Here is a 16,739-nt window from a genome sequence, read left to right as displayed (position 1 = left end):
GACGAGGATGGCGGCGGCGCGCGGTCTCGGCTGGGCGGGCGCGACGGCGCTGGCGGCGCTGCTGCTCTCGCCGGTCATCTCCCTGGGGCTCGCGGCCCTAGGTGGCGGCAGCGAACTCTGGCCGCATCTGGCCGCCTACGTGTTGCCGCAGGCGATCCGCGACACCGCCCTCCTGCTGGCGGGCGTCGGCCTCCTGGTGATCGGGCTCGGGACCGGGACCGCGTGGCTGGTCTCGGCCTTCGACTTCCCCGGCCGCCGCGTCCTGGAAGGCGCTCTGCTTCTGCCGCTGGCGATGCCGACCTATGTGGTGGCCTACGCCTATCTCGACCTGCTGCATCCCCTCGGGCCGCTACAGGGCGGGCTGCGGAGCCTGCTCGGCCTGCCGAGCCCCCGCGACCTGCCCCTACCGGACCTGCGGTCGCTGCCGGGCTGCATCCTGCTCCTCGGCTTCGTCCTGTATCCTTACGTCTACCTGCCGACGCGGGCGCTCTTCCTGATGCAGGCGGGCACGTTGCTGGAGGCCGCGCGGATGCTCGGCGCCGGGCCGTACCGCAGCTTCCTGCGGATCGCCCTGCCGCTTGCCCGCCCGGCGGTGGCGCTCGGCACCGGCCTCGCCCTGATGGAGGCGCTGAACGATGTCGGCGCTGCCGAGTTCCTGGGCGTGCGCACCTTGACCGTACAGGTCTACGCGACCTGGGTGAACCGCTCCGATCTGCCCGGCGCGGCGCAGATCGCGCTGGTGATGCTCACCTGCGTCGTCGCCCTCGTCGGCCTGGAGCGGCTGGCCCGGGGCGGGCGCGGCTACGCCGGCAGCGCCCGCCGGAACGCGGCGGTCACGCGGCGCGGGCTCTCCGGCTGGCGCGCCGGAACCGCCGTGGCCCTCGGCACGGCGCCGGTCGTCCTCGGCTTCCTGCTGCCTGCGGGCTACCTCGCCTTCGAGGCATGGCGGCGGATCGCGGGCGCCGGGTGGCCCGACACGCTGGCGGTCCAGACCCGCAATACCATCCTCTACGCGAGCCTCGCGACGGGGGTGACGGTGCTGGTCGGCCTGCTGGTCGCGGCGGCGCCGTTCCTGTTGAGCGCCCGAGCCGGGCGCGCGCTGATCCGCGCGGCGGGGCTCGGCTACGCCATGCCCGGCACCGTGCTGGCAGTGGGGTTGCTCGGCCCCCTGGCGCTGATCGATTCCGGGTTGTTCGAGGCGGGCCTCGCCACCGTCTCGGTGGGGCTCGGTACGGGCGCCGCGCTGGTCATCGCCTACACTCTGCGCTTCCTGACCGTGACGGTCGGCGCCAGCGAGGCCGGCCTAGCGCGGATCCCGCACACCATATCCGACGCCGCCCGGGTCCTGGGGCGCGGGCGGCTCGCCACGCTCGCCACCGTGCAGATCCCCCTGGCGTGGCCTGCGGTGCTGAGCGGCGGGCTGCTGGCCTTCGTCGACATCGCCAAGGAATTGCCGGTGACGCTGCTCCTACGCCCGCTCAACGTCGAGACATTGAGCACGTATCTCTACGGCGAGGCGGCACGCGGCACTTACGAGGATGGCGCCGTCGCCGCCGTTCTCATCGTATCGATCGGTCTCGTGCCAGTCACGCTGCTCCTGAGGATTGACCAGAACGCGATATGGCGACGGTGATAGGTCGTCCTCAGGGGATCGGCGGCGCTCGACCAGGGTGACCATCCGCGGCCTCATGCTCGCGAGACGGTCCCGGCAACGCGCGGGACGAGGGGCGCACGGCGCGCGCGGGCCAAGGTCGAGGCACCGTTCACCTTCGCGATGGCCGCCGACAAGGCGGTGGGGCCGCCCGGGCTGCCGGCATCACCGGCCGCCCGACCGGGCGACGCCACCCCCAGCACGGCAGCCGGGGTCCCACCGACGGCCGTCGCCGCCGCCGTCGAATCGGGACTTCTGCAGCCCTCTGCCGGGTCCTGGTTGCAACGTGCTCCCATGCGCCGAACCGGTGCCCGCTTCGGTGAGGAGCGCCCTCGGCGAAGGTCTCCAATACTGTCGGCCATCGCCGAGAGGCGAGTTCGTGCTCCAGCCCCACCGGCGCCGATCGAAGTCAGGCGATCGCCTGAACGATCTCCGTCAACCGTTCGGGGTGTAGGATCCGGATCGATGCCTTGTCGACCACGACGATGCCGTCCGCCTGGAAGCGCTTCAGCATCATGGTCACCCACTGACGCGTCGAACCGATGAGGGCGGCGATCTCGTCGTGGGTGATCCGGCGCTCGATCACGCGGGCGCCGGCTTCCTGGCGCCCGTAGAGATCGCCGAGGTTCAGAAGAAGCTGTGCCAGACGCTCGATCACCGAGCGCGTGCCCAGCATCTGCGCCATGGCGGTGTAGCACCGCCCCTTGGCCTCCAGCGCCTCGATCAGGCAGAGGGCGAAATCCGGCATCTGGCGGATCAGCTGGCGCAGGGTCGCGGCGGAGAGCACGCGGACCGTGCAGGGCTCGATCGCCTCGCCCGACCATTGGTGCACGCCGCCGCCGGTCAGGCTCGGGCCGCCGATGAAGTGCCCGGGCGTCCAGTAGGCCAGCGTGATCTGCCGGCCCGACGGACCGGTGTAGAACACGCGCACGCGCCCGGTCTCGATCAGGAAGATGCCGCCATGCGGCTCGCCCTGGCGAAAGACGCTCTGGCCGGGTCTCAGGGACAGCGTGCGCCCGGCCGCCCGCAGGCGCGCGATGTCGGCCGGTGGAAGGGCGTCGAGGAAGCCGGCGCCCTCGTCCAGACCCTCGATGCTCTCGCTCAGGAACAGGGCGCTGACGATCAGCGGCGCGGGCGCGCGCGGCGAGGTCGGCAGGGGGGCGAGCGCGGGCGACATGGTCCGACGATCCGGAATCGAGCGATGGAGCGATCTACTATGCGCGCCGCATCACTTCGAACCATTCCAAACATTGGCCCAAGCAGAGAATACCGTCTCCCCGCCGCCGGGTAATGGAGATGTATTTTTCGCATCGGTTCGCCGCCGCGATTTCAGCAACCAACTCGCTCGGGCGCGCAATTAATTGCTGTTTCGCAGCGCGGCTCTCGGACGAACATTCGCTCGTTCCGACACCGCCGCTGTCCGCTTCCGGTGTCTCCCCTGATCGACGGAGCCGCCCGCGTGATCGCCCTTCGCCGCTTCGCCGCCTTCCTGGCCGCCTCCGCCCTCGTGACGGCGGCCCAGACGGCGGCCTTTGCCGAGACCATCCGCGTCGCCGTAGGCACCCAGGACACCACGATCAACTGCGCGACCGGCGGCCTCCTGATCCGCGAGCTGAAGCTCCTGGAGAAGTTCCTGCCGCATGACGGCAAGTACAAGGACGCCACCTACGACATCCAGTGGCGCAACTTCACCAGCGGCGCGCCGCTCACCAACGAGATGGTCGCCGGCAAGCTCGACCTCGGCGCGATGGCCGATTTCCCGGGGTCGCTGAACGGGGCCGCCTTCGCCAAGGCGGGCCGGCGCAGCCTGTTCCTAAGCGTGCTGTCGGGGAGCATCAAGGGCAGCGGCAACGGCATCGTGGTACCGGTGGCCTCGCCGGTGCAGTCCTTCGCCGAGCTGAAGGGCAAGACCGTCTCGGTGCCGTTCGCGTCGACCGCCCACGGCCTGCTGCTGCGCGCCGTCAAGGCTCAGGGCTGGGATCCGGAGCGCGACGTCACCATCATCACCCAGGCGCCCGAGGTGGCGGGCTCGGCGCTCAAGGCCGGCAAGATCGACGCCCATGCCGATTTCGTGCCCTTCGCCGACCTGTTCCCCTGGCGCGGTATCGCCCGGAAGATCTACGACGGCGCCCAGTCGAACGCCCCGACCTTCCACGGCGCCCTGGTCGATGCGGCCTATGCCGAGCGCTACCCCGAGATCGTCACCGCGTATCTGCGCGCCACCATCGAGGCGGACCGGCTGATCGCGGCCGAGCCCGAGCGCTACGCCGAGCTGATCGAGCGGGTGACCGGCATCGAGGCGGAGGTCGCCTACCTGTTCCACGGGCCGCTCGGTCTGCAGACCCGCGACATCACCTGGAAGCCCGAGTACCGGCAGGCGCTGAAGACCTCGATCGAGACCCTGACGCTCCTGAAGAAGGCCGACGGCGACCTCGATGTCGATCGCTTCATCGACGACCGTTTCGTGCGCGCGGCCGCCCGGGAGGCCGGGATCGACTACGAGGCGCGCCTCAAGGACTACGCGCAGACGCCGCTCCAGGCCGCCGATGCCGCGACCGGCCAGCCGATCATCGACGTGACGCGCGTCGCCCAGATCTGGGTGAAGGGCGAGCCGAAGGTCCGCCCCTACGCCTCGCCTGAGGGCGCGTTCGCCGCCCTGGCCGCCCTCGAACAGGCGGGCGGCAGCGCCCGGGTGGTCTACGCGCAGGACCGGGACAGCGGCATCAAGCTGTTCGCCGCGCAGGCCTGGTACGTGCGCGACCCCGAGCGGCGCCTGAGCGCCTTCCTGCTCAAGGGCGAGGCCGAGGCGTTCGCCAAGGCCCACGGCGGCGACGTGCTCGACTACGATGCGGCCCGGGCGGCGGTGGCGCGGGTGAGCGCCCGATGAGCGCCGGAGCGCTCGGCGCGCCCACCCTCGCCGCCGATCCGGGCGTGGCACCGCGGCGCTGGGCGGTCCGGCCGCGCCTGCCCCTGCGCCGCCTCGCGACCCGGGCCGCCTCGCTCGGCCTCGGCCTCCTGGCCTGGTATCTCGCCACGCGGCTCAAGCTCGACCTCGGCCCCGTCACGTTCCGCAACGTGCCGACGCCCGCCGAGGTGGCGCGGGCGGCCTGGGCGCTGGCGCAGTCGCCGAAGCTCGGGGCGCATGTCGGGGCGAGCCTCGCGCGGGTGCTCACCGGCTTCCTGGCGGCGCTCGCCGCCGGCATCGCGCTGGGCCTCGCCATCGGCCGCTCGCGGCTGGCGGGCGACCTGCTGCTGCCGCCGCTGGAGGTCCTGCGGCCGATCCCGGCCGTGGCCTGGATCCCGCTCGCGATCCTGATGTTCCCGTCCTCGGAGGCCTCGATGGTGTTCATCACCTTCACGGGCGCCCTGTTCCCGATCCTGCTGAATACCGTGCACGGGGCCGAGGCCGCGAGCCCCCGGCTCGTCGCCTCCGCCCGCAGCCTCGGCGCCGGCCGGGCGGCGATCCTGCGCGAGGTGGTGATCCCCGCCGCTCTGCCCAGCATCGTCACCGGGGCGGCGATCGGCATGGGCACGGCTTGGTTCTGCCTCGTCACCGCCGAGATGATCTCCGGCCAGTACGGGATCGGCTACTTCACCTGGGAATCCTACACCCTGCAGAACTACGACGACATCGTCGTCGGCATGCTGCTGATCGGGTTGCTCGGGATGGGATCGAGCCTCGCCGTGCGCGGCCTCGGCCGGTTGGCCATGCCGTGGACCCGGGGAGGCCGCCCGTGAGCGCCGATCCGATCCCGGCCGCCGGCCGCATCGACATCGCGGGCGCCGCGATCCGCCTCGGGGCCGGCGCCGCCGCCTTCGAGGTGGTGCGGGACATCGACCTCGCCGTCCCGCCGCGCCAGTTCGTCTGCCTGCTCGGGCCCTCGGGCTGCGGAAAATCGACCCTGCTCGGGGCGCTCGCCGGACATCTCGGCCTCGCCCGCGGCCGCATCGCCCTCGACGGGCGGCCCGTGGCGGGCCCCGACCCGGAGCGCGGCATCGTCTTCCAGCAGCACACCCTGCTGCCCTGGCGGCGCGTGGTCGACAACGTCGCCTTCGGCCCGAAGATGCGCGGCGTCGCCAAGGCCGAGCGGCTGGCGCTGGCCCGCGACTTCCTGGCCCTGGTGGGGCTGGCGGATTTCGCCGAGCGCTACCCGTCCGAATTGTCGGGCGGCATGCAGCAGCGGGTCGAGATCGCCCGGGTGCTGATCAACCGGCCGCGGATCCTGCTGATGGACGAGCCGTTCGGGGCGCTGGACGCGCAGACCCGGCTGATGATGCAGGAACTGCTGCTCGACATCTGGACGCGGCTGCCGACCACCGTGGTGTTCGTGACCCACGACATCGACGAGGCACTGTTCCTCGGCGACCGGGTGCTGGTGATGTCGGCCCGGCCCGGGCGCATCCTGGAGGACATCCCGCTGACCTTCCCGCGCCCGCGCGGACGCGACCTCGTCACCGATCCCGACTTCGTCGCGCTGAAGCGCCGCTGCCTCGACCTGCTGCGCCCGCGGGACGGCCGACCGCCGCTGCCGCGCCTGACCCCGCTCGGGCTGCCGCTGCCGGGGGCGGCGTGAGCGGCGAGATCCGCAGGACCTCGACTGAGCGACCGGCAAGGAATTGCTATCGCGCGGCCGCCGCCCGGTCTCCTATCGGCCGATGACGGATCCAGCCATGCCCCTATTCTCCGAACCGCCCTTCGATCCCGACGCGGCCCCGAGCGAGATCGTGCTCGCGGCCGGCGGTCAGGCTCTGCGCCTGACCTGGGCGGACGGCAGCGCCGCGACCCTCGGCGCGGAGGCCCTGCGCCTCGGCTGCCGCTGCGCCTGGTGCACCCGCGACCGGATCCAGGGCCACCTCCCGGCGGCGTTCGAGGCCGTGGCGGTGACCCAGGTGGCGCCGATGGGCGGATACGCTCTCCATCTCGGTTTCTCGGACGGGCACGCCCGCGGGATCTACCCCTTCGTCTACCTGCGCGATCTCGCCCGCGCCACAGCCACCGCCGAGCCGACGACCCGGGCCGCCTGAGCCCGCCCGTCCCATCCCGCACGAGGGCCCGCATGCGCGCGACCGACCCCCAACCTGAGATCATCGAGGCCGACATCCTGGTGATCGGCGGCGGCACCGGCGGCCCGATGGCCGCCATCAAGGCCAAGGAGGCCGACCCGAAGCTGCGCGTCGTCCTGATGGAGAAGGCGAACGTCAAGCGCTCGGGCGCGATCAGCATGGGCATGGACGGGCTGAACAACGCCGTCGTGCCGGGCTACGCCACGCCCGAGCAGTACGTGAAGGAGATCACGGTCGCCAACGACGGCATCGTGAACCAGCGCGCCGTGATGGCCTACGCGCAGGGCTCCTTCCCGATGATCCAGTACCTCGACCGGCTCGGGGTCAAGTTCGAGAAGGACGGCGCGGGCGAGTACAACATGCGCAAGGTCCACCACATGGGGACCTACGTGCTGCCGATGCCCGAGGGGCACAACGTCAAGAAGGTGCTCTACCGGCAGCTCCGCCGCCTCCAGGTCGGCGTGACCAACCGCTACATGGCGACCCGCCTGCTGAAAGGTGCCGACGGGCGCGTCGCGGGCGCGGTCGGGGTCAACACCCGCACGAGCGAATTCCTGGTGGTGAGGGCCAAGGCGGTGATCCTCGCCTGCGGCGCGGCCGGGCGGCTCGGCTTGCCCGCCTCGGGTTACCTGTTCGGCACCTACGAGAACGCGGCCAACAGCGGCGACGGCTACGCGATGGCCTACCACGCGGGCGCGCAGCTCGCCAACCTCGAATGCTACCAGATCAACCCGCTGATCAAGGACTACAACGGGCCGTCCTGCGCCTACGTCACCGGTCCGTTCGGCGGATACACGGCCAACAACAGAGGTGAGCGCTTCATCGAGTGCGATTACTGGTCGGGCCAGATGATGCTGGAGTTCTGGCGCGAGCTGCAGGGCGGCAACGGCCCGGTCTTCCTCAAGATGGACCATCTGCGCGAGGAGACGATCGCCGAGATCGAGACGATCCTCCACACCAACGAGCGGCCCTCGCGCGGCCGCTTCCACGAGCGGCGCGGCACCGATTACCGGAGGCGCCCCGTGGAGATGCACATCTCCGAGATCGGCTTCTGCTCGGGCCACTCGGCCTCGGGCGTCTTCGTCGACGAGCACGCCCGCACCACGGTTCCCGGCCTCTACGCGGTCGGCGACATGGCGAGCGTGCCGCACAATTACATGCTCGGCGCCTTCGTGAACGGCGGCATCGCGGGGACGGACGCGGCCGCCTACTGCGCGTCCACCAGCCTCGCCGACTACGCGGCGGCCGACCTCCTGGCCGAGCAGGACCGCGTGCTGGCTCCGACCCGGCGGGCGGACGGCCTCACGCCGCACGAGATGGAGTTCAAGACGCGCCGCCTCGTCAACGACTACCTGGAGCCGCCGAAGGTCACGGCCAAGATGGAGATCGGCCAGCGCCGCTTCGCCGAGATCCGCGAGGATCTCGACCATCTCTGCGCCCGCGACCCGCACGAATTGCTGCGCGCCCTGGAGATGCAGACGATCCTCGACTGCGCCGACATGGCCGCGGCGGCCTCGCTCTACCGCACCGAGAGTCGCTGGGGCTTCTACCACCTGCGCACGGACTATCCCGGGACCGACGACGCGAACTGGAACTGCCACACCGTCCTCTACAAGGACGCGCAGGGCCGGATGACCCACGCCAAGCGCGCCGTCGACCCCTTCATCGTGCCCGTCGCCGCGGCCGAGATGGGCGCCTACCACCAGCTCCGCATCAAGACGCCGGCCGCTGCCGAGTAAGTCGTCCGCATATCCGGAGACGTTCACATGCCGATCATCACCCAGGCCAAGAGCGCCGCCGTCGTCGTGGACGACGAGAAGTGCATCGCCGAGAAGGGCTGCCGCGTCTGCGTCGACGTCTGCCCGCTCGATATCCTCGCGATCGATGAGGACCGGCAGAAGGCCTACATGAAGTACGACGAGTGCTGGTACTGCATGCCCTGCGAGGCCGACTGCCCGACGAACGCCGTCAAGGTCAACATCCCCTACCTGCTGCGGTGAGTGTCATGCCGGTATTCGATACGTTCGAGGACGACCTCGATGATCTCGCGGAGCGGTGCGCCGACCCCGATCCCGGCATCCGCCGCGTGGCGATGATGGACCTGGCCGAAGCCGTCGGCCCGGACGCCAAGGTGCTGCTGCTGAAGGGCCTCGCCGACGACGATGCGACGGTGCGGGCCGCGGCCGCCAAGGCCCTCGACGAGCACGACGGGGCGGACGTCGTCGAGGGGCTGGTTCGCTCTCTGGAAGACGCGGATGCCGATGTCCGACGCGTCGCCGCCGATACGCTCGCCGACAAGAAGGAACCCGCCTGCGGCCCGCTCCTGATCGAGCGCGCGGCCCATGCCGACCCCTTCGTCCAGGCCGCGGCGCTGCGGGCCCTGCGCGAGCTCGTCCTGCCGGACGCGCTCGCCATCGCGCTCAAGGCCCTGCGCAGCCCTTCGGCGGAGGTGCGCCGGGAAGGGCTCGGCGTCGTCGGCTACCTCAAGGCGGAGGCGGCTCTGCCGGCTCTCATCGCGACCGCGGGGGATCCCGATGCGGGCGTGCGCCGCGCCACCATGGTGGCCCTCGTCTTCCTGCGCCCGGGCGGCCCCGGTGTCGCGACCCTGATCGCCGGCCTCCGCGACGAGAACTGGCAGGTGCGCGAGGAGGCCGCGCGCTCCGCCGCCAAGATCCGCCTGCCCGAGGCGATCGAGGACCTGATCGCGCGCATGGATGATCCAGTCTGGCAGGTGCGCGTCAAGGCGGCGAACGCGCTCGGCCGTATCGGAGCAGTCGAGGCCGTTGAGGTGCTCGGCCACGCCCTCGGCGCGGAGATTGGCAACCTCCGCAAAGAAGCGGCGGCAGCCCTGGGCGAGATCGCCGACCCGCGCGCCCTACCCGCTCTGGAAGCGGATTACGACGATCCCGACCCGGACGTACGCAAGTTGGTGCGCTGGGCGATCGGCCGCTGCCGTGGAACGTGAACGGCGCGCGCTGGCCGCCCGCCTGCAATGCGACGAACACCGACTGAACTAAGGCGGACGTTCTGTCCCCGACCCGGCCGCGCGGACCGCCGTCGGCGCTTCTCCGAAGCGGTCGTTCGCCGGCCGTCCGGCACCTTCGGCTCGGGGTGGGGAGCGGCGGTTCATGGTGCGACGACAGGCAGACATGACCCAGTCTCGATCTGGGTTGTCGGCCCTGATCTGGATCAGTTGACGGGATCGGCTACGCCAGCCTCTTGAAGGGGCATGACGCACATTGATCCGCGCTGGCCTCGCGGTAGCGACGCGATGGCCGCGCACATTCGCGCCTTCGACTGGACCGCGACACCGCTCGGCTCGACCGCCGCGTGGTCGGAACGCCTCAAAGTCATGGTGGAGCAGGTGCTCGCCAGTCCGCTCGTGACGAGCCTCGTGTGCGGGCCCGAGCGCGTCCTGATCTACAACGATGCCGCCGCCAAGCTCTACGGCGACCGGCATCCGGCGGCTCTCGGCCACCCGCTGGCGGAGACCTTCCCGGAGGGCTGGGCGACGGTGGCGCCGTTCTACGCGCGCGCCTTCGCGGGCGAGACCGTGCAGATAGCAGGGCAGCCGCTCGACACGCGCGGCGAGGGCGAAGCGACCGATGTCTTCGACGCCCTGCTGACACCGGTGCGCGAGGCGGACGAGCGCGTCGCTTTCGTGCACATGACAGGCTTCGAGATCGGCGCGCGGGCGCGCGTGGAGGCGGCCTTGCGCGCGAGTGAGACGCGCCACCGCCTCCTGATCGAGAGCTGGGCGCAGGCGGTATGGGAGACCGACGGGAGCGGCGTCGTCATCGCCGACTGTCCGAGTTGGCGCGCCTATACCGGCCAGACCCTGGAGGAGTGGCTCGGCTACGGTTGGCTCGACGCGATCCACCCCGACGACCGCGCCTATGCCGAGCGGCAATGGCGCGAGGCTGTCGCGGTGCGCGGGCTCGTCAACGCCGAGTTCCGCCTTCGCGCTCCCGACGGCGGCTGGCGCTGGACCAACGTCCGCGCCGCCCCCGTACTCGATGCCGGCGGGCGCGTTGAGAAGTGGCTCGGCATGAACATCGACATCGATGTCCGCAAGCGCGCCGAGGCGGCGCTGCGGGACAGCGAGGAGCGCTACCGCACCCTCTTCGAGTCGATGGACGAAGCCTATGCCGTGGTCGAGGTCATAAGGGACGAGGCGCACGCCTGGAGCGATTTCCGCTTCCTGGAGGTCAACCCTGCTTTCATGCAGCACACCGCGATGCCCTACCCGGTGGGCAAGACCGCGACGGAGTTGCTCGGCACCCCCAACCCGCGCTGGACGCAGATGTATGGGCGGGCGCTCGACACCGGCCTACCCTTGCGGGTGCAGGAACCCGAGCAGAGTCTCGGACGCACCTTCGACCTCAACATCTTCAGCCTCGATCGCGAGCGCAATCGCGTGGCAGTCCTCTTCTCGGACATCACCGAGCGGGTGCGCGCCGAGGCGGCGCTGCGCGCGAGCGAGGAGCGATTTCGCGCCTTCGTCACCGCCAGCTCGGATGTCATCTACTGCATGAGCCCGGACTGGAGCGAGATGTGGGCCCTCGACGGGCGCGGCTTCCTGGCAGACACCACCTGCCCGAGCGGCGAGTGGCTGGGCGCGTACATCGACCCGGCTGACCAGCAGCAGGTTACAGCTGCCATTCGGGCCGCGATCCGAGCCAAGACCGTGTTCGAGCTGGAGCACCGTGTCCGGCGCACGGACGGCAGCCTGGGGTGGACGTTGTCGCGCGCCGTGCCGCTGCTCGACGCAGCGGGTGACATCCGGGAGTGGCTCGGCACGGCGAGCGACGCGACCGCGCGCAGGAGCGCGGAGGAAGCGCTTCGACGCAGCGAGGCGCAGTTCCGCACGCTCGCCGACACCGCCCCCGCCCTGATCTGGCGCAACGACAAGAACGGCGAGAACCTCTTCATCAACGGCTATTTCATCACCTTCACCGGCAAGTCGGCGGACGCGATCCGCGGCGAGGGCTGGCACACGCTCGTCCACCCCGACGATGTTGACGACTACGTCGCGGATTATCTGGCGGCGGTGCATCGGCGCCGGCCCTGGCAGAACCGCAACCGGATCCGGCGCTACGACGGGGAGTGGCGCTGGTTCGAGAACTACGCGCAGCCGCTGTTCGGCGAGGACGGCACCTATCTCGGCCATATCGGCGTCTCCACGGACATCACGGCCAGCGTCGAGGCCGAAGCAGCCCTGCGCGCGAGCGAGGAGCGGCAAGCCTTCCTGTTGAGGCTCGGCGACGCGCTTCGGCCTCTCTCCGATGCCGTCGTGATCCAGGACGTTGCCTGTCGCATCCTCGGGGCGCATCTCGGCGTCGGAGCGGCCCAGTACAGCGAAATCGATATCGGCCGGGGCGTGATCTCCAACGCGCGAGATTCCTATCGCGGCGCCATGCCGAGCCGCGTCGGAACGCATGACCTCAGCCTGTACCCGGTTCATGCCGAGGCATGGCGCGCCGGGCGCTCAGTCGCCATCGACGACATCGCGGCTGACACCGTGCTGAGCGCCGGCGAACGTCACGGCCTCCTCGCCTACGAGGTCCGAGCTGCCCTGACCACACCTCTCATCAAGGACGGCAAGGTGGTCGCCGCCATGGCCGCGCTGAGCAGCGCGCCGCTCGCCTGGCGCGCATCCGACATCGACCTGCTGGAAGAGACCGCGGATCGCACGTGGGCAGCCGTCGAGCGAGCCCGGGCCGAGATGCGCCTGCGGGACAGCGAAGAGCGGCTGCGGCAGTTCGGCGAGGCCTCCTCGGACGTCCTGTGGATCCGTGATGCCAAGACCCTGCAATGGGTCTACCTCACGCCGGCCTTCGAGCAGATCTACGGCCTCGACCGGGAGGCCGCCCTGCGCGGCGACAATTTGGCTGGCTGGCTCGATATGATCTTGCCCGACGATCGGCCCCACGCGCTCGCGGCGATCGATCGCGTGCGCGCAGGCGAGCGCGTCTCCTTCGAGTACCGCATCCGGCAGCCCAGGGGCGGGGCCGTGCGCTGGCTGCGCAACACCGACTTCCCGATGCGCAACGCAGCCGGGACGCTGTGCTGGTTCGGTGGCGTGGGCCGCGACATCACCGAGGAGAAGGCAGCCACCCGTCGGCAGGACGTGCTCGTCAACGAGCTGCAGCACCGGGCGCGCAACCTTCTGGGCGTCGTCACCGCCGTGGCAGACCGCACGGTCAAGCAGGGCGGCTCGGTCGAGGCGTTCGAGGAGCGGCTGCAGGCGCTCAGCCGGGCGCAGGCCCTGCTCAGCCAAGCGGGCAGCGATACCGTCGAGGTCGGCGCGCTGGTCAGGGCTGAGCTGGCTGCGCACGCGAATGGAGCCTGGGACCGGCTGACGATCGCGGGACCGGAAGTCTCCCTGAAAGCGCGACAGGTCCAGAACTTCGCCCTGGCCCTGCACGAGCTGACTACCAATGCGGTGAAGTACGGTGCGCTGAAGGTCGAGACCGGCCGGCTCGATGTGACCTGGGAAGTTGTCCTCGACCGGCGCGGTCGTCGGCGACTGACCCTGAGCTGGGTCGAGAGCGGCGTCGCCATCGATCCGGAGACGACCACGCGCCGGGGCTACGGCACGGAGTTGATCCAGGAGGCGCTGGCCTACGCGATGGAGGCCGAGGTCGACTACGCGCTGGGTACGGACGGTGTGCGCTGCCGGATCGAGATGCCCATCACCTGATCGATGTGAACGCGGGCTCTCTCGGCGGGGTCAGCGCGAGGGATCAGGTGGATCCTCGCGGAGTGCCGATGTCCGACGCTGCCCAACCGCTCGACGGCCGGCGCGTCCTTATCGTCGAGGATGGTCCCCGGCGTGGGGCGCGCCTTCGGCCGGATCGCGGACGCATCCTTCGCGGGAGAGCCAGAAGGCCTCACTTCTCACGGAAAGCGCGTCGGGCCTGATCGACGAGCGGCTTCGTGAGGTAGGAGAGAACAGTCCGGTCAGCGGTCCGGATGAAGGCCTCCACCGGCATACCGGGCATCAATTTGGCCCCGTCCAGCCGATTCAACTCCTCCTTCGTCACGCCCAGGCGAACAAGGTAGTAGAAGCTGCCCGTTCGCTTGTCTTCGCTCACGTCCGCGGCGATCCGGACGACCCGACCGTTCAGTTCCGGCGTTGTACGTTGGTCGAAGCTCGGGAAGCGAAGTCCGGCGGCTTGACCGGTCTGCAGCCGATCGATGTCTTGCGGCGCGACCCGAACCTCCGCGACGAGCGAGTCCGCATTGGGCACGATCAACATGATCTGCTCGCCCGGGGAGATCACGCCGCCGCGGGTGTGGACCGCGAGTTCGTGCACGTAGCCGGTCTGCGGCGCGCGGATCTCGATGCGCTGCAGCTGGTCGAAGGCCGTGATCCTCTGCTCGGTCAGCGTCGCGGCCTTCGCGCGGTTCTCGGCCAGTTCCTTGGCGACGTCGCTGCGCAGATTCTGCTCCAGCTGGATGATCTGCAGCTCGGTCTCCGAGACCTTGCCCTTGGTCTGCGCGATGTTGGCGACAAGGACGCCGCGCTCGCCCTTCAGGCGGGACATGTCCCGCTGGAGGCTCGTGAGCCGGGTCAGCTGGATGAGGTTCTTCTTCCAGAGATCCTCGACGCCTTCGTATTCCCGCCCGATGATCGCGGTCTCCTGCTCCTTCGCGGCGGCCTGCTCGGTCAGACCTTTGATCTCCTCGTTCAGCTGACCGATCCGCTCGCGGAGCTGCGCCTTCTGACCCTGGAGCGCGTCCCGTCGGAAGTGGAACAGCTTGCGCTCGCCGTCGACGATCCGGGCCACCTCCGGCCCGGCTCCCTCGAGCTCGGGGGCGACGGCGAGGCTCGCGCGGCCGTCGCGCTCCGCCTCCAACCGGGCGTTGCGGGCCGCGATCTCCCACAGGCTCTTGGTGACGCTGTCGTAGGTGGCCCTGGCTGTCGTCGCGTCCAGGCGCACCAGCAGGTCGCCCGCCTGCACGCGCGCGCCCTCCTGGATCGGCAGTTCGGCGACGACGCCGCCGGTCGGATGCTGGACCTTCTTGATGTTGCTCTCGACCACCAGCGAGCCGGTGGCGATGATGGCGCCGGACAACTCCGTCGCCGCCGTCCAGGCTCCCGCGCCCGTGGCGACCACGATCACGGCGGCGACGCCGGCGACGTGCCGCCGCAAGGAGCGCCGCGTCTCGGAGGTCGGATCCGACCCCGGCCCGATGGGCGTGTGACCCGTCGTCATGCGACCCTCGTGGGCGTCTGCCGCGTCAGGGCATTGAGCTTCGACAGAACTTCGTCGCGCGGGCCGTGCAGCTGCACGCGCCCGTCCCCGAGGACCAGGATGCGATCGACCGCCGCCAGGGCGCTGGGCCGGTGGGCGATCACCACGACGATGCCGCCGCGGGCGCGGACGCCCTGCACGGCGGCCGACAGGGCACGGTCGCCGTCGAGGTCGAGATTCGAGTTCGGCTCGTCGAGGACCACCAGGAAGGGATCGCCGTAGAGCGCCCGCGCGAGCGCGATCCGCTGCCGCTGACCGCCGGAGAGGCCCAGGCCGCCGGAACCGACGCGGGCGTCGTAGCCGCCCGGCAGGCGGAGCACGACCTCGTGCACGCCGGCGGCCTGAGCGGCCGCGAGCAGGGCCTCGGGGTTGGGCTCGGGATCGAAGCGCGTGATGTTCTCGGCGATCGTGCCGTCGAACATCTCGATGTCCTGCGGCAGGTAGCCGACCGCGCGCCCGAGAGCATCGGGGTCCCACTGTTCGATCGCCGCGCCGTCGAGGCGGATCACGCCGCGGCTCGGGCGCGCCAGTCCGACGAGGGCACGGGCGAAGGTGGATTTGCCGGAGCCGCTGGCCCCGATCACGCCGAGGGCGCTGCCGGGGGCGAGGGCGACGTTGACGTCGTGGAGCACCAGGGTGTCGGTTCCGGGAGCCGCGATCGACAGGGCCGTCACGCGGACGCTCTCCCGCGGCGCCGGGAGCGGGGTCAGGGCGGCGGGCTCCCGCCGGGGCAGGAACGCGACGAGGCGGCCCCAGGCCTGCCGGGCGCCCGAGAACGATTTCCAGTTGGCGATCGCCAGGTCGACCGGCGCGAGGGCGCGGGCGGACAGGATCGTGGCGGCCAGCATCACGCCGGCCGTCGCCTCCTCGCGCACCACCAGGAAGGCCCCCAGACCGAGGATGCTGGATTGCAGCACCGTGCGCAGCAGGCGTGCCGTCGTGCCGAAGCCGATGGCCAGATCGTTCCCGTACGCCGTGACGTCGAGGTTGCGCCGGGCCCGGACCTGCCAGAGTTCCGCGATGCGGGACCGCATCCCGAGGGCCGAGAGCAGCGGTGCGGTCCGGTGCGCCATGTCGGTGAAGGACCGGCGCTCGCCGGCCGTCCGGACGGCGTCCTGGGTGGACGCGGACGAGGCCCAGTCCGTGAGGACCGTCAGCACGCACAGGAACAGGGCGCCCCCGGCCACCGCCGCGCCGAGCCAGGGATGGAACAGGAAGCAGACCGCGACGTAGAGCGGCACCCAGGGCAGGTCGAAGAAGGCGCTGACCGCCATGCTCGACACGAAGCCGCGGACGGTGTCGAGATCGCGCAGGGCCTGGGGCCCGTCGTCGCTGCGCGGCATCTCGGCGCCGCGCGCCAGCAGGGCTCGGAAGATCCGCGGCCCCAGGCGCTCGTCGACGAGGCGACCGAAGCGCGCCAGGATCCGGGCACGGAAGATCTCGAAGACGCTCTGGATCACGAGCAGCATCAGCGTGATGCCGGCGAGACCGACGAGCGTCGCGATGCTCCGGCTCGGCAGCACCCGGTCGTAGACCTGCAGCATGAAGATCGGGGCCGTGAGCATCAGCAGGTTGATGAGACCGCTGATGATCATCACGGTGATCAGGCAGGTGCGTCCGGCCCGGACCGCGGACCAGAACTCCCGGCGCCTCGCGACACGCAGCACGCGTTCGTCGGTCACGATTCGATCCCTCGACTCTGCAGGTCAGCGAAGCGGTTCAGGCCGACGCGATGCGGGCCACAGCGGTGGGGAAGCCCCCGC

General features: G+C 70.8%; 12 protein-coding genes. 9 read left to right on the top strand and 3 right to left on the bottom strand.

From position 1 onward, the window contains the following. The first annotated feature begins 7 nt into the window (after positions 1–7). Entirely contained in the window at positions 8–1,633 is a 1,626-nt protein-coding gene (locus tag LOK46_RS30375; RefSeq protein WP_273565063.1) for an ABC transporter permease, read from the top strand. Between the two features lie 427 nt (positions 1,634–2,060). Here the strand turns inward: LOK46_RS30375 and LOK46_RS30370 are convergent, their stop codons facing one another. After that, entirely contained in the window at positions 2,061–2,828 is a 768-nt protein-coding gene (locus tag LOK46_RS30370; protein WP_273565062.1) for a Crp/Fnr family transcriptional regulator, read from the bottom strand. A gap of 282 nt (positions 2,829–3,110) precedes the next feature. Here LOK46_RS30370 and LOK46_RS30365 point away from each other — a divergent pair, with 282 nt between their 5' ends. From LOK46_RS30365 to LOK46_RS30330, 8 genes are all read left to right on the top strand, one after another. Continuing rightward, positions 3,111–4,538, top strand: a complete 1,428-nt coding sequence (locus LOK46_RS30365) for an ABC transporter substrate-binding protein (RefSeq protein WP_443192923.1) — start codon at positions 3,111–3,113, stop codon at positions 4,536–4,538. Further along, positions 4,535–5,389, top strand: coding sequence for an ABC transporter permease (locus LOK46_RS30360; RefSeq protein WP_273565061.1), 855 nt, complete (start codon positions 4,535–4,537; stop codon positions 5,387–5,389). Before LOK46_RS30365 ends, LOK46_RS30360 begins: the two co-directional genes overlap by 4 nt. After that, positions 5,386–6,225: an ABC transporter ATP-binding protein gene (locus tag LOK46_RS30355; protein ID WP_273565060.1), complete on the top strand. Its 840-nt coding sequence runs from the start codon at positions 5,386–5,388 to the stop codon at positions 6,223–6,225. The genes LOK46_RS30360 and LOK46_RS30355 overlap by 4 nt, the downstream gene beginning before the upstream one ends. Before the next feature lie 97 nt (positions 6,226–6,322). Continuing rightward, positions 6,323–6,676: a DUF971 domain-containing protein gene (locus LOK46_RS30350; protein WP_273565059.1), complete on the top strand. Its 354-nt coding sequence runs from the start codon at positions 6,323–6,325 to the stop codon at positions 6,674–6,676. A gap of 32 nt (positions 6,677–6,708) precedes the next feature. Then, the gene (locus tag LOK46_RS30345) at positions 6,709–8,454 is read left to right on the top strand and encodes a fumarate reductase/succinate dehydrogenase flavoprotein subunit (protein WP_273565058.1); all 1,746 of its coding nucleotides are present in this window, start codon (positions 6,709–6,711) and stop codon (positions 8,452–8,454) included. A gap of 27 nt (positions 8,455–8,481) precedes the next feature. Then, on the top strand, positions 8,482–8,715 hold the full coding sequence (locus LOK46_RS30340; protein ID WP_273565057.1) for a 4Fe-4S dicluster domain-containing protein: 234 nt from the start codon (positions 8,482–8,484) through the stop codon (positions 8,713–8,715). Between the two features lie 5 nt (positions 8,716–8,720). After that, the gene (locus LOK46_RS30335) at positions 8,721–9,680 is read left to right on the top strand and encodes a HEAT repeat domain-containing protein (protein ID WP_273565214.1); all 960 of its coding nucleotides are present in this window, start codon (positions 8,721–8,723) and stop codon (positions 9,678–9,680) included. Between the two features lie 306 nt (positions 9,681–9,986). After that, the gene (locus LOK46_RS30330) at positions 9,987–13,418 is read left to right on the top strand and encodes a PAS domain S-box protein (RefSeq protein ID WP_443192928.1); all 3,432 of its coding nucleotides are present in this window, start codon (positions 9,987–9,989) and stop codon (positions 13,416–13,418) included. A gap of 190 nt (positions 13,419–13,608) precedes the next feature. On the opposite strand, the gene LOK46_RS30325 is transcribed toward LOK46_RS30330, so the two are convergent. Both LOK46_RS30325 and LOK46_RS30320 read right to left on the bottom strand, forming a co-directional pair. Then, complete coding sequence (locus LOK46_RS30325; protein ID WP_273565055.1) at positions 13,609–14,937, bottom strand: HlyD family type I secretion periplasmic adaptor subunit; 1,329 nt, start codon at positions 14,935–14,937, stop codon at positions 13,609–13,611. Next, positions 14,934–16,658, bottom strand: coding sequence for a type I secretion system permease/ATPase (locus LOK46_RS30320; protein WP_273565054.1), 1,725 nt, complete (start codon positions 16,656–16,658; stop codon positions 14,934–14,936). The genes LOK46_RS30325 and LOK46_RS30320 overlap by 4 nt, the downstream gene beginning before the upstream one ends. Positions 16,659–16,739 lie beyond the last annotated feature (81 nt).

This window comes from Methylobacterium sp. NMS14P, assembly GCF_028583545.1.
Taxonomy (GTDB): Bacteria; Pseudomonadota; Alphaproteobacteria; order Rhizobiales; family Beijerinckiaceae; genus Methylobacterium.
Note: the sequence above shows the minus strand (reverse complement) of the source record. Positions and strands in the feature narration are given on the sequence as shown.